The organism is Actinomycetospora succinea (assembly GCF_004363095.1).
GTDB lineage: Bacteria > Actinomycetota > Actinomycetes > Mycobacteriales > Pseudonocardiaceae > Actinomycetospora > Actinomycetospora succinea.
In genome coordinates this window covers 797,250-811,144 of sequence record NZ_SNYO01000001.1, presented here as the reverse complement: position 1 = coordinate 811,144, position 13,895 = coordinate 797,250, and the positions used below count along the sequence as shown (strand labels likewise).

The window sequence follows — 13,895 nt, the reverse complement described above, 5'->3', positions numbered from 1 at the left end:
GTCGGGCACATCGCTTCGGGCACATCTATTCGGGCACATCTATTCGGGCACGGACGGAATTCGCCCCGTCGCGCGCAGTCTCTCCCGCGCCCGGCGCACGGTCCAGCGAGACCCGCCACCGTCACCCCGCTCCGCCGAACGGGGGCAGACTGGGGTGGTGGACGTCGCGGTCGACCTCGTGGTGCCGGTCAAGGAGCTGCGCCGGGCGAAGTCACGCCTCGCCCCGGCCGTCGCCGACCTGCCCGGGGACGACGCCGACCGCGAGCAGGCCCACCGGTCCCTGGCCCTCGCCCTGGCCCGCGACACGCTGACCGCCGCGCGGGCCGCGCGCCGCGTCGGACGCCTGGTGGTGGTCACCACCGAGTCCGCCGAGCGCCTCGGCGCCGCCGGCGAGCCCCGCGAGGTCGTGCACGACGACGGCGGCGGGCTCAACGCCGCGATCCTCGTCGGCGAGGCGCACCTGCGGGGCACCGGCTCCCGGTGCGTCGCCGCCCTCCAGGCCGACCTGCCGGCCCTGCGCCCCGAGGAGCTCGACGACGCGCTGGCGCGGGCGGCGGCGCTCTTCGCGACCGGCGCCGACGCGGCCGTCGTCGCCGACCACGAGGGCACCGGCACGACGCTCCTGGTCGCCGCGCCGGGCCGGGCGCTGCGTCCGCGGTTCGGTCCGGGGTCCGCGCGCGCCCACACCCGGGGCGGCGCGGTCGCGCTCGACGGCGACTGGCCGGGCCTGCGCGGCGACGTCGACACCGTCGCCGACCTGGACCGCGCCCGCACCCTCGGCACCGGCCCGGCCACCCGGGCCTGGTCGGACGACCGGGCGCACCGCCCGATCGGGGTGCCCTCCGGTCCCTCCTGACGTCGCGCCGTCAGCCGGACCGGAGCGAAGGACTCCCCGACTGCCCTCCACGCAGCCAGGGAGTCCCTCGCTCCGACAGCGGGTGCCCCCGGCGGCGGTGATCAGCCGTCGCCGCTCGACGGGCTGGTGCCGCCGGCGCTCGTGCCCCCGCTGCTCGATCCCCCGTCGGTGACCGGGGCACCGTCCCCGGCGCCGCGGTCCTGCCGGGGCTCGAACGGCGGGTCGATCGGCGGGACCGTCGTGCCGCCGGTCGGGCGCGGCGTGAACGGCGGGTCGATCGGCACGGTCGGCGTGGGCGTCCCGTGCGGCCCCGTCGGGCCGCCGTGACCCGTCGAGGGCGCCGGCACGGTGGTGCCGTCCGGCTGGACCGTCCCGCCGTCGGGGAGGGTGGCCTCCTTCCGGACCGTGCCGTCCGGGTTGCGCACCTGGCCCGCCGCGTCCCGGATCACGCCGCCGGTGACGGTGCCGGTCACGATGTTGATCGGCTTGCCCTGCGGGTGGTAGACGACGACGGTGTCGTCGCCGCGGCGGTTGTCGGTGATCACCGTGACGAACCCGTCGTGGCCGCGCACGACGGTCACGCCCTCGAGCTGCCGCTCCCCGATCGGCGAGCCGCTCGCGTCGAGGAGCGTCCCGTCGGGGGCGAGGACGACGAGCTCGCCGCCCTGCTCGGACAGGCGCACGTACTCCCGCGGCGAGCCGTCGCGGTTGCGGTACGTGCCGTCCGCCTCGCGGTAGCCGCCGTCGGGCAGCGGGACCGCCCCGGTGGGCAGCGGCGGCAGCGTGACGATCCGGCCGTCCGCGGTCTGGACACGCCCGTCGGACAGGGTGATCGACCCGTCCCAGTTGAACGTGCCGGTGAGCGGGGGCGTCGTCGGCTGGTCCGGTGTCGCCGGGCCTTGCGTGACGGGGTCGGAGGTGTTCCCGCCGGTCCCGCCGCCGGTCCCGCCGTCCTGGTCGACCGGGATCGGTCCGCGGCCGGTGACGTCGGGCGTGGCGGGCCGGCGCACGGGCTCGCCCGTGGCCGGGTGGTGGAACGTGTGGGTCGCGATCGGGGCCGCCGTGGGGACGACGCTGGTCACCCCGGCCTCCTCGCTCGTGCGGGGCGTCAGCGGGTTGCCCGAGAAGCACTTCACCGTGGGCTGGCCGTAACTGTCGACGAACACCGCGGTGCCGGCCGCGAGCACCGCGGAGCGCGGCACGTCGGACCCGGCGCGGTAGCCGTGGTCGACGACGGCGGTGTCGGCGCGCAGCACCACCGGGGTGAGGCTCCCGACGAACGCGGGCAGCTCGGCCGGCGTGGTGCGCTGGACCTGCGCCCACACGGCCGCCCGCTCCGGGTCGGTCCGCAGGGCGCCGAGCAGGGCCTGCGCGTCGCAGGACGGGTCGGCGGGGTCGGCGGCGTACATCTCCGGGGTGTCGCCGGCCTGCCGGCCGCCGGGCCCGGTCGAGGTGAGCCCCGCCCGGTCGGTGCCCACGGGCGCGGTGAACGGGTCGTCGCCGGCGAAGGACACCGTCTCGTAGGAGGTCCGCGTCCCGAACGGGTCGAGGCCGCCGACCACACCGGAGACCCCGGCGACGACGGCCGCGGCGACGACGCCCGCCGCGACCCGGGTGCCGAGGCGCCGGGGTGGTGGAGCACCGGGGGGCGGGACGGAGCGTGTGCGCCCGCCCGCCGGGACGACCGAGAAGTGCTCGGTGGGGCCGTCGAGGGTGTTCGTCATGGTGGTGCCTTCCTGGGTTGGGTTCCTGGGGTGGGTTCCTGGGGTGACGGTGCGCCGCGCGGGTTCGGGCGTCCCTCGCGGACGATGAAATGCGCAGGTCAGCCGGGCGCGGAGCCCAGGACCGCCGGGTCCCGGCCTCCGTGCTCGTGAGGGCGTTCAGCCGGACGTGGTGGTGCCGGCGATGGGGGTGTCGGCGCCCCTGGCCGGGGTCTCGGTCCCGCTGCCGGCGTCGCTGCCGGTGCCGGAGCCACTCTCGACCGGCGGGCCGACGACGCCACCGTTCTCGCCCGGTGCGGGCTCGACCGCCGGGTCGGCCGGATCGGCCGGGACGACCGGGGTGACCGGGGTCGTCCTCGGTCCGACGACCCCGCCGCCGTCCTGCGGCAGCGGCTGGCCGTTCTGGCCCGGCACGGGAGCCGGGGCCGGCGGGATCGTGCCGCCGGTCGGGGTGACGACCCCGCCGCCGGGGATGTCGACGCCCGGCAGGCGCTCGGTCCCGTTCCAATTGACGATCTTGCCGTCGGGCGTCGTCAGGATGCCGTGGAGGTACTCACCGATGACCGCGTCGCCGTGCTGACCGTCGGGCGAGGTCGTCATGAAGACGGACCCGCGCGGCCCCACGCCCCGCTCGAAGTAGGTCACCGACCCGTCGTAGTGGCGGATGACGCCGACGTTCGCCGGGAGCGGCACCTCCTGGCCGTCGGAGAGGAGCATGCGTCCCTCGGGCGTCAGGAAGAAGTTGACGACGCCCTCGATGCCGTACACGGGCATGAGGTCTCGGCGCGAGCCGTCCCGGTTGTAGTGGAGCCCGTCCTTGTCGCGCCAGCCGCCGTCCACCAGGCCGGTGGTGTCCGGCCCGCGCTGCGGCAGCGTGACGACCCGCCCGTCGACGGTCTGGAGCCGCCCGTCGGAGAGCATGATCGATCCGTCGTAGTTGTAGGAGCCCGTCACCGGGATCTGCGACGGCCCCTGCGTCACCGGGTCCGGGGTGCCCGTCCCGGGCCCGGCCGGGCCCGCCGGCCCCGGCGTACCGGGGGCGCCGGGCGCGCCACCGGTCCCACCGTCCGGCTCGACCGGGATGGGCGCGCCGCCGCTCCCGCCGTCGGCCTCCACCGGGACCGGGGTCGGGCCGCTGCCCGTCGTGTCCGGCTTGCCCGGCTGCGCGACGGGGCCGCGGGCCACCGGGTCGTGGAAGGCGTAGGTGGCGATCGGGGCCGCGGCGGGCCGCACCCGCGTCACCGCCGGATCGCTGCTCGTGCCCGGCGTCAGCGGGTTGCCCGAGAAGCACTTGACCACGGGCTGGCCGTAGCTGTTGACGAACACCGCGGTGCCCGGGGCGAGCACCGACGGCGTGGCGACGGACCGCCCGTCGCGGTACCCGTGGTCGACGACCGCGGTCTCGGTCCGCAGCACCACCGGCGAGAGCCCCTGGACGAACTCGGGGATCCGGTCGGGCGCGACGCGCTGCACCTGCGCCCAGACGGCCGCGCGGGCGGGATCGGCCTGCAGCTCCGAGAGCAGCATCGCGGCGTCGCAGGACGGCGCGGACGGGTCGGCGGCGTACATCTCCGGGGTGTCGCCGTCCTGCTCGCCACCGGCTCCCGCGACGGGTGCGACGCCAGGCCGGTCGGTGCCGACCGGGGAGGCGAACGGGTTGTCGCCGGCGTAGGACACCGGCTGGTACCGGTTCTCCGGACCGGCAGGGCCCAGACCGTCGACGACCCCGGCCACGCCGCCGGCCACGGCGAGCGCGACCGCCGCGGCCCCGAGCGTCCGGAGGAACCGCCGGGGTGGCGGTGACACCGGGGGCGGGACGGGGCGTGTCGGCGGGGGCACCGCGGCGAAGCGGTCGGACGGGGTGCCGAGGGTGCGCGTCATGGTCGTGTCCTTCGGGTCGCAGGCGGGGTCGCAGGCGGGGTCGCAGGCGGGGTCGCAGGCGGGGTCGCAGGCGGGGTCGGGGACGGTGGGTCGCCCGCTGCGCACCGTGCGCGACGTCGCTGCGACGAGTCCTCCCGGATCGTGAAATCCGCAGGTCAGACCCCTGGGCGGCGGCCATGCCCCGTGGTGGAATCGCCGGGTGGCGGTCGAGTTCCGGGTGCTGGGCGAGGTCGCCGTGCTGCGCGACGGACGCCCGGTCGACGTGGGTCACGCCCGCCAGCGGTGCGTGCTCGCGGTGCTCCTGGTGGAGCTGGGCCGCCCCGTCCCGACCGATGAGCTGATCGACCGCGTCTGGGCCGACCGGCCCCCGTACCGCGCGCGGAACGCCCTGTCGGCCTACGTCTCCCGGCTGCGCACGCTCGTCGCCGCGCCGGAGGTCGAGCTCGCCCGCGCCGGCACCGGCTACGCGCTGACCGCCGACCCCGCGTCGGTGGACCTGCACGCCTTCCGCCTGCTCGCGGCGCAGGCGCGGGCGGCGGACCGGCCCGCAGACGCGGCCGCGCTGGCCGACCGCGCGCTGGCGTCGTGGCGCGGGACCCCGCTGGGCTCGGTCGACACCCCGTGGTTCGCCGCCGTCCGCACCTCGCTCGAGGCCGAGCGGCTCGCCGTGCTGCTCGACCGCAACGACGCCGCGCTCGCCGCCGGGCGCCACGCCGACCTCCTCGTCGAGCTCACCGACGCCGTCCGGGCGCACCCGCTCGACGAGCGCCTGGCCGGGCAGCTGATGCTCGCCCAGGTCCGCAGCGGACGGCAGGCCGACGCGCTCGCGTCGTTCCGGGCGGTGCGCGCGCGCCTCGCGGACGAGCTGGGCGTCGACCCCGGCGCGCCCCTGCGCGCGGTCCACCAGCGGATCCTCACCGGCGACGCCGCGACCCCGACCCCGAGCGCGCCGACCGTCCCGGCGCCCCGCCCGGAACCCGCGCCCGAGCCCGAGCCGGCCACCCCCGCCCTCCCCCGCCGCGCGACCAGCTTCGTCGGACGCCGTGCCGACCTCGACCGCGTCACCGCCGCGCTCGCGGCCGGGTCGCTGGTCACGCTCACGGGCCTCGGCGGCGTCGGCAAGACCCGCGTGGCGCTGGAGGTCGCGCGCCACGGCGGCGGTGCCTGGTTCGCCGAGCTCGCCCCGCTGGAGGACGGCGGCCCGGTCAGCCAGGCGGTCGCGACGGCCCTGCACCTCCAGCAGCGGGCGGGCGCGACGATCGAGCAGACGGTGATCGAGTACCTCCGGGACCGCGAGCTGCTGCTCGTCCTCGACAACTGCGAGCACGTCCTCGCCGGCGCCGCCGGGCTCGCCGAGCAGGTCCTGCGGCACTGCCCGGCCGTCACGGTGCTCGCGACCAGTCGCGAGCCGCTCGGCGTCGAGGGCGAGCGGATCGTGCCGATCGACCCCCTGCCCCCGCACGACGCGGCCACCCTGTTCGTCGACCGGGCCCGCGCCGCCCGTCCCGGCTTCGACCCGGAGGCCGAGAAGCCCGGCGCGGTCGTCGACCTGTGCCGGCGCCTCGACGGGCTGCCGCTGGGCATCGAGCTCGCGGCGGCGCGGATGCGGGCGATGAACGCCGCGGAGGTGGCGAGCCGGCTGGCCGACCCGTCGTTCGTCGCGGGCGGCTCACGCGCGACCCCGACCCGCCACCAGAGCCTCGCGGCGGCCGTCGCGTGGTCCCACCGCCTGCTCTCCGACCGCGAGCGGACGCTGTTCGACCGGCTGTCGGTGTTCGCCGGCGGCGTCGACCTCGACGCCGCGCACGCCGCCTGCGCCGAGCCCGGCGACACCGAGGCCGACACCGCCGACCTGCTCACGGCGCTGGTCGACAAGTCGATGGTCACCGTCGACCACGCCGGCGACGCCACCTGGTACCGGCTGCTCGAGACCATGCGGCGGTACGGGCGGGAACGTCTCGGCGACGACCTCGACGCGGCCCGCGAGCGCCACGCCCGCGCGGTCCTGGACCTCACCGAGCGGGCCGCGGCCGGGCTGGTGGGCCCCGACGAGGGGCAGTGGGTCGAGCGGCTCCTGCGCGCGTGGGACGACGTCCGGATCGCCGTCGGGTGGGCGATCGCCCGGCAGGACGCGGACCTCGCCCTCCGGCTGGTGGTCGGCGTGCCCGACGTCGCCTACTGGTGCGTGGGCTACGAGCTCGCCGACTGGGCGCAGGACGCCGTCCGCCTGCCCGGCGCCGCCGGCCACCCCCTGGCGCCCGCGGTCCTCGGCGCCGCCGCCCGCGGCGCGTTCTGCCTGGGCGACTTCCCGCGGGCGGTCCGCCTCGCCCGCGAGACCGGCGTCCCCGAGTGGGTCGAGGGCGCCTCCCGCGGCTCCCAGCCCGGCGACGTGCTCGCCATCATCGACGTCTACGAGGGCGGCGGGCCGGACGGCCACACCCACTACGCCCGCCAGGTCGAGCTCGCCCGACCGAGCGGCGACCTCACGCGCCTGACCTGGACGCTCTCCCAGCTCTCCCTGAGCCGCACCTTCCTCGGCGCCACCGAGGCCGCGCTGCGCGACGCCGAGGAGTGCCTCGCCGTGGCCCGCGCGGCGGGCGGCAACCCCACGGGCGTGGCCCTCGGGCTGCTGAGCATCGGCCGCGCGCTCCAGGACACCGACCCGGCCACCGCACTGGCCTACCTCGACGAGAGCGCCGCGACGTTCGCGTCCGTGCGCAACCGGTGGTTCGCCGCGTACGCCGGCATGTACGCCGCGGCCACCCACGTCGAGCACTCCGACGTCCCGACCGCGACCGCGGCGCTGCTGCCCGTGCTCGACGCCTGGGAGCAGCTGGGCGAGCGCAGCCAGCAGTGGCTGACCCTGCTGTTCTCGGCGCGCCTGCTGATCCGGCTCGGCGCCGACGCGGAGGTGGTGACGCTGCACCACGCGCTCGTCGCGGCCGGGCAGCCCGCCCTCCTCGGCGCCGACCGGCTCGCCGAGCTGGACGCGTCGCTCGGCGCGGTCGCCTCCGAGGCCGCCGCCCGCCGCGGCGCGACGGCGGACGGCCCGGCCGCGATCGCCGTGGTGCGCTCGGCGCTGCGCGTCCGCACCCCGGCACCGGTGGCCTGACTCGTCCGCGCCCGGACCTCACGGAGTGGGACCGCGCGCGGGCGCTCGCGACGGCCGCCCACCTGGGGCACCATCAGCCCCGTGAGCCCCTCTACGTCCTCCTCGTCCTCCGTGACGTCGACCGGCTCGACCGACGAGGCACCCCTCGCGTCCCACGGCGCCCACGAGGCGGTCGACACCGACGACCCCACCGACGACCCCACCGACGGCACCGAGGTCACCGAGACCGCCGACCTCGCCGGTCCCCGCCCGCCGGCCGCGCCCGACGAGACCGCCCGGTCGGTGCGCCGCACCCCGTCCGCGCCCGCCGCCCCGACCGCGGGGCCCGCCGGCGCCGCCGACCTGCCGTCGGACCGCTACGACAGCCGCGAGCTGTCGTGGCTGGAGTTCAACGCGCGGGTGCTCGCGCTGGCCGAGGACACGAGCCAGCCGCTCCTCGAGCGGGCGAAGTTCCTGTCGATCTTCGCGTCGAACCTCGACGAGTTCTACATGGTCCGCGTGGCCGGTCTGAAGCGCCGCGACGAGGCGGGGCTCGCGGTGCGCGGCGCCGACGGCCTGACGCCCCGCGAGCAGCTCGTCCGCATCGCCGCCCGCACCCAGGAGCTCTCGCACAAGCACGCGCGGGTGTTCCTCGACGAGGTCCGCCCCGGGCTCGACGAGGCCGGCATCCACATCATCGACTGGTCGCAGGTCACCGAGTCGGCGCGCCCGCGACTCTCGGACTGGTTCGCCCGCCAGGTGTTCCCGGTGCTCACGCCGCTGGCCGTCGACCCGGCGCACCCGTTCCCCTACATCTCGAACCAGTCGCTCAACCTCGCGGTGGCGGTGCACGACCCGGAGGCGGGCACCGAGCACTTCGCCCGCGTCAAGGTGCCCAACAACGTGCCGCGGCTCGTGCGCGTGCACCCCGACCCGGACGACGACGGCGCGTCCGACGACCGGCAGGCGTGGTTCCTGCCGATCGAGGACCTCATCGCCGAGAACCTCGACCAGCTCTTCGAGGGCATGAACGTGGTCGAGCACCACGTGTTCCGCGTGACCCGCAACGCCGACCTCGAGGTCGAGGAGGACCGCGACGAGGACCTGCTCCAGGCCCTCGAGCGCGAGCTCGCCCGCCGGCGCTTCGGCCCGCCGGTGCGCCTCGAGATCACCGACACGATGAGCGAGCACATGCTCGAGCTGCTGCTGCGCGAGCTCGACGTCGACCCGCACGACGTCGTGCAGGTGCCCGGCCTGCTCGACCTGTCGGCGCTCATGGAGCTCATGGGCCTCAACCGGCCCGAGCTCAAGGACCCGGTGTTCGTGCCGTCCACCCACCCCGCGTTCAGCGAGGGCGAGACGCCGAAGAGCGTGTTCGCGACGCTGCGCGAGGGCGACGTCCTCGTCCACCACCCGTACGACTCGTTCTCCACGAGCGTCCATCGCTTCATCGAGCAGGCCGCGGCCGACCCGAAGGTGCTGGCGATCAAGCAGACGCTCTACCGCACCTCGGGTGACTCACCGATCGTCGAGTCGCTCATCGACGCCGCCGAGGCCGGCAAGCAGGTCGTGGCCGTCGTCGAGATCAAGGCGCGCTTCGACGAGCGCGCCAACATCGGCTGGGCGCGGGCGCTGGAGCGCGCGGGCGTGCACGTCGTCTACGGGCTCGTCGGGCTCAAGACCCACTGCAAGGCCGTGCTCGTGGTGCGCCAGGAGGGCTCGGCGATCAAGCGGTACTGCCACCTCGGCACCGGCAACTACAACCCGAAGACCGCCCGGCTCTACGAGGACATCGGCCTGTTCACCGCCGACGAGACGATCGCCGCGGATCTCACCGACCTGTTCAACGTGCTGACCGGCTACGCGCGGCGCACCTCGTACCGCAAGCTGCTGGTCGCCCCGTACGGCCTGCGCCGCGGCATCCTCGAGCGGATCGACGGCGAGCGCGAGCGCGCCGAGCGCGGCGAGACGGCGGGGATCCGGATCAAGGTCAACGGGCTGGTCGACGAGCAGATCATCGACGCGCTCTACCGGGCGTCGGCGGCGGGCGTGCCGATCGACCTCGTGGTGCGCGGGCTGTGCTCGCTGCGCGCGGGCGTGCCCGGGCTCTCCGAGAACATCCGCGTGCGCTCGATCCTCGGGCGCTTCCTGGAGCACTCGCGGATCTTCCACTTCGTCGGCGCCGAGGAGCGCTGGATCGGCAGCGCGGACATGATGCACCGCAACCTCGACCGCCGCGTCGAGGCGCTGGTGCCGGTGACCGACCCGCGGCTGACCGCCCAGCTCGACGAGATCATGGACTCGGCCGTCGCCCCGTCCACGCGGTGCTGGATGCTGCAACCCGACGGCTCCTGGGACCCGTGGCCCGTCGCCGCCGGCGAGGACCACGAGGGCCTGGCCGTCGACGACCACCAGGTGCAGCTGCTGCGACAGGGGGGCAAGTGACGGTTCATGCCGCCGGAGCCGTGGTGTGGCGTCCGGCCGGGGAGGACGGGACGGACGAGAAGGTCGAGGTGGCGATCGTCCACCGCCCGCACCACGACGACTGGAGCCTCCCGAAGGGCAAGGTCGACCCGGGCGAGACGCGCGTCGACGCGGCGGTGCGCGAGATCGCCGAGGAGACCGGGTTCGCGTCCGTCCTGGGCCGGCACCTGCGGACCGTGCGCTACCCGGTGAACGGCGAGGAGAAGGTCGTCGAGTTCTGGGCCGCGCGGGCGGGCGTCGGCGAGTTCGTCCCGGGTGACGAGACCGACGAGCTGCGCTGGCTGGCGCCCGCCGACGCCGCGCCGCTGCTGACCTACGACTCCGACCGCGACGTGCTCGACACCTTCGCCGCGCACCCGGCGGGCCTGCGGACGGTGCTGCTCGTGCGCCACGCGCTCGCCGGCAAGCGCTCGGAGTGGGACCGGCCCGACGCCGAGCGCCCGCTCGACGTCGAGGGCCGCGAGCAGGCCCAGCAGATCGCCGCGCTGCTCCAGGGGTTCGGGATCGGCGCCGTGCACGCGGTCCCGATCGTGCGCTGCCGGCAGACCGTCGAGCCCTACGTCGCGCTGACGGGGCTCACCCTGCACGACGCCCCGGACCTGGCCGACGAGGCGGTCGCGGACGACGAGGCCACCGCGCTCGCGACGCTGGCCCTGCTCGCCGACGGCGACGTGACGGCCGCGGTGTGCGCGCAGGGCTACGGCATCCCGCAGCTCGTCGGGACCCTCGCCGCGACCGCGCCGCGGCCACCGGAATCCGACCGTGACCTCGCCGACCCGCCGTGCCGCAAGGGCAGCATCTGGGTCCTGTCGTTCGGCCCCGACGGGGTGCTCGTGGCCGCGGACTACCACCGCGACGCCACCTTCTGAGATCCGCATCTCGGGACGAACCGTCCGGTAACGGACAGATCGGGAGCAATCAGGGCGGGCGCGGGCGGTGTCCCGGGCTGGGTTAGCGTCGGGCCGCCCCCAGCCCCCTCCCCACACCTGCCGCCTCCCCCACCCGCAGGAGCTTGCCCCGGTGCGTCCGTCGAACACCCGACGCGTCCGCCAGGTCGTCCTCGTCGTCGTCGCCGCGGCCGTCCTGCTGGGCGTCAACGTCCCCCCGGCGTGGTCGTACATCAGCGAGTGGCGCCACGAGGAACTGATCAACAGCCCGGACTACATGCGCCGGTTCGGGCACTGGGACACGATCGACGTCCCGGACCCGAACCGCGTGAACGCCATCCACGCGGCGCTGCTCTCGACCGGCAAGGTCCTGCTGATCGCCGGGTCGGGCAACAAGGAGGACATGTTCGCGACGCGGGCGCTCAAGAGCCTGCTCTACGACCCGGCCACCGGGCAGTCGCGGATGATCCCGGTCCCCGACGACATGTTCTGCGGCGGCCAGACCACGCTGCCCGACGGGCGCCTGCTCGTCGCCGGCGGCACCCAGCGCTACGAGAAGCTCGACGGCGCGGTCACCAACGCCGGCGGCACGATGACCGTCAAGAACGAGGACCCGAACAACCCGATGGTCCTGCCGCCGGGAACGATCTTCGTCTCGCCCACCGGCATCCGCTACCGCGCCGACGCCGAGACCGCGCTGCCGCCCGCCACCAAGGCCGGGCAGGGCAAGCGGACCCAGGTGACGGCGTCGGAGAAGCCGGTCTTCGTCGAGGCCGTCGACCCGGGACCCGCCGCGGTGAACGAGAATCCCGCGCAGTACCAGGTCGAGGGCCTGCCGCCGGCGGTCGCGCGCAACGTCTACGGCCAGGGCCAGCGGATGACGCTGCGCAAGCAGGACTACCAGGGCACCAACCAGGCGTACACGTTCGACCCGGTCAAGGAGACCTGGTCCCGGGTCGGCGACATGGAGTTCCACCGCTGGTACGCCACGCTGACGCCGATGTCGGACGGCCGCGTGCTGACCACGGCCGGGCTCGACGGCACGGGCGAGGTGCTCAACGGGCAGACCGAGATCTTCGACCCGCAGACGAACGCCTTCACCGAGCACAAGGAGCTCACGCACTACTTCCCGACCTACCCGGCGATCTTCGAGACCGACCGGGCCAACCGGATGGTCTACACCGGCGCGAACGCGGGCTACGGGCCCGCCGAGCGGGGTCGCGAGCCGGGCTTCTGGAACACCGTCACGGGGGCGTTCGCGCCGATCCCGGGCATGCGGGACCCCGACCTGCTCGAGACCGCGGGCTCGGCGTTCATCGGGCCGGCCAACGACCAGCGCATCGCCGTCGTCGGCGGCGGGGGCGTCGGTGAGAGCCCGCGCTCGACGGGCCGCATCGACTACCTCGACATGCGCGACCCGGCGCCGCACTTCACGCCGGGCCCGTCGCTGCCCGAGGGCGTGCGCTACCCGAACCTCGTGAACCTGCCCGACGACACGATGCTGATCTCGGGCGGCTCGCGCGACTACCGCGGCAAGGGCGGCACCAACAACCACATCGCCCAGCTGCTGCGCCCCGACTCCGGGCAGCTCACCCCGGCCGCCGACCCCGCCGTGGGCCGCGACTACCACACCGAGGCGATCCTGCTGCCCGACGGCCGCGTGCTCACGGCCGGCTCGGACCCGCTGTTCGACGACGAGCAGAACCTCGTCCCGGGCACCTTCGAGCAGCGGATCGAGATCTACAGCCCGCCGTACCTGTACCAGGGCGCCCGCCCGACGATCGGCGACGCGCCGCCGACCCTCGCCCGCGACCAGACGGCGACGATCCCGACGCCCGACGCGAGCCACGTCCGCAGCGCCCGCCTGATCAAGGCCTCGACCGCCACGCACGTCACGACGACCGACATGCGCTCGGTCGCCCTCGACGTGAGCCCGGCCGCGAACGGCGTCTCGGTGCACGTCCCGAAGAACCCGGCCCTCACCCCGCCGGGCCCGTACATGCTGTTCATCGTCGACGACCGCGGCGTGCCCTCGGTGGCGAAGATGGTCGACGTGGGCCCGGGGCAGCGGGCGCTCCCGGACTGATGGCCTCCGGCCACGTGAGTGATATGGGTCGCCGGGACGACCCATGTCACTCACGTGGCGAAGCCTTCTTCTCCGCCTGGAACGTGTCCTCGTCGGCCCCCCGGCGCCAGTACCCCGAGATCGAGAGCATCTCGCGCGCCACGCCCCGCTCCTCGAGCACGTGGCCGCGCAGGGCCTTCACGTCGCCGGTCTCGCCGTGGACGAAGGCGTGGACGGTGCCCGCCGGCCAGTCGGCGGCGCGGACGGTGTCGACCAGGTCCTCGCCGGCGTCGCGGTGCAGCCAGCGCAGGGACAGCGCGCCCGCGGTGGTCAGGGCGACCTCGTCGTCGGGGCCGTCGACCTGCACCCACGCGTGCACCGGCACCCCGGCCGGGACGTGCTCGAGCGCCGCGGCGATCGCCGGGAGCGCGGCCTCGTCGCCGACGAGCACGTGCGCATCGGCCTCGGGCGACGGCGCGTAGGCCCCGCCCGGCCCCATCAGCGTGATCTCGTCGCCCGGCGCCGCGGCCAGCGCCCACGGGCCGGCGACGCCGGTGTCGCCGTGCACGACGAAGTCGATGACCATCTCCCCGGCGGCGTGGTCGAGCGAGCGGACGGTGTAGGTCCGCACGATCGGCCAGTCCTCCCGAGGCATCGCCTCGCGGATGGCCGCCACGTCGAACGGCGTCGGGTACGCGACGCCGGGCCGTGGGAAGGCGATCTTGACGTACTTGTCGGTGCAGCCGTTGTCGACGACGCCGTCGAGGCCGGGGCCGCCGAGGGCGACGCGCTGCAGGTGCGGGGTGAGGCGCTCGGTGCGCAGCACGCGCAGCCGGTGGCCCGGTCCACCCTTGGAGCGGCGGGCGGGGGCCTGGGTGTCGGGGGCAGCCATGGTCACGACTCTACCCCT

At 75.6% G+C, this 13,895-nt stretch carries 8 protein-coding genes; 5 read left to right on the top strand and 3 right to left on the bottom strand.

Features of this window, described 5'->3' with window-relative positions; all coding sequences use genetic code 11:
• Nucleotides 1-157 precede the first annotated feature (157 nt).
• Complete coding sequence (gene cofC, locus EV188_RS03830; protein WP_208113964.1) at nucleotides 158-856, top strand: 2-phospho-L-lactate guanylyltransferase; 699 nt, start codon at nucleotides 158-160, stop codon at nucleotides 854-856.
• Between the two features lie 101 nt (nucleotides 857-957).
• On the opposite strand, the gene EV188_RS03825 is transcribed toward cofC, so the two are convergent.
• Nucleotides 958-2,580 carry a DUF6777 domain-containing protein gene (locus EV188_RS03825; protein WP_133824859.1) on the bottom strand — a complete coding sequence of 541 codons (1,623 nt, stop codon included), beginning with the start codon at nucleotides 2,578-2,580 and terminating at the stop codon, nucleotides 958-960.
• Between the two features lie 156 nt (nucleotides 2,581-2,736).
• Nucleotides 2,737-4,458, bottom strand: a complete 1,722-nt coding sequence (locus EV188_RS03820) for a DUF6777 domain-containing protein (RefSeq protein ID WP_133824858.1) — start codon at nucleotides 4,456-4,458, stop codon at nucleotides 2,737-2,739.
• A gap of 199 nt (nucleotides 4,459-4,657) precedes the next feature.
• On the opposite strand from EV188_RS03820, the gene EV188_RS03815 reads away from it, so the two are divergent.
• The 4 genes from EV188_RS03815 (at nucleotide 4,658) to glxA (ending at nucleotide 13,006) form a co-directional block, all read left to right on the top strand.
• Nucleotides 4,658-7,570, top strand: coding sequence for an AfsR/SARP family transcriptional regulator (locus tag EV188_RS03815; RefSeq protein WP_133824857.1), 2,913 nt, complete (start codon nucleotides 4,658-4,660; stop codon nucleotides 7,568-7,570).
• Between the two features lie 81 nt (nucleotides 7,571-7,651).
• A complete protein-coding gene (locus EV188_RS03810; protein ID WP_424922905.1) occupies nucleotides 7,652-9,994 on the top strand; it encodes an RNA degradosome polyphosphate kinase in 2,343 nt (780 codons plus the stop codon).
• Nucleotides 9,991-10,902: an NUDIX hydrolase gene (locus tag EV188_RS03805; RefSeq protein WP_133824856.1), complete on the top strand. Its 912-nt coding sequence runs from the start codon at nucleotides 9,991-9,993 to the stop codon at nucleotides 10,900-10,902. The genes EV188_RS03810 and EV188_RS03805 overlap by 4 nt, the downstream gene beginning before the upstream one ends.
• 151 nt (nucleotides 10,903-11,053) lie before the next feature.
• Nucleotides 11,054-13,006: a radical copper oxidase GlxA gene (glxA, locus tag EV188_RS03800; protein WP_133824855.1), complete on the top strand. Its 1,953-nt coding sequence runs from the start codon at nucleotides 11,054-11,056 to the stop codon at nucleotides 13,004-13,006.
• Between the two features lie 46 nt (nucleotides 13,007-13,052).
• Here glxA and EV188_RS03795 read toward each other — a convergent pair whose 3' ends face one another.
• On the bottom strand, nucleotides 13,053-13,877 hold the full coding sequence (locus tag EV188_RS03795; protein WP_133824854.1) for a siderophore-interacting protein: 825 nt from the start codon (nucleotides 13,875-13,877) through the stop codon (nucleotides 13,053-13,055).
• Between the last annotated feature and the right edge of the window lie 18 nt (nucleotides 13,878-13,895).

What these genes read in the sequence shown, in the direction of transcription:
- EV188_RS03825 (WP_133824859.1), bottom strand. Translation starts at nt 2,580, where the DNA reads ATGACGAACACCCTCGACGGCCCCACCGAGCACTTCTCGGTCGTCCCG.
- EV188_RS03820 (WP_133824858.1), bottom strand. Translation starts at nt 4,458, where the DNA reads ATGACGCGCACCCTCGGCACCCCGTCCGACCGCTTCGCCGCGGTGCCC.
- EV188_RS03795 (WP_133824854.1), bottom strand. Translation starts at nt 13,877, where the DNA reads ATGGCTGCCCCCGACACCCAGGCCCCCGCCCGCCGCTCCAAGGGTGGA.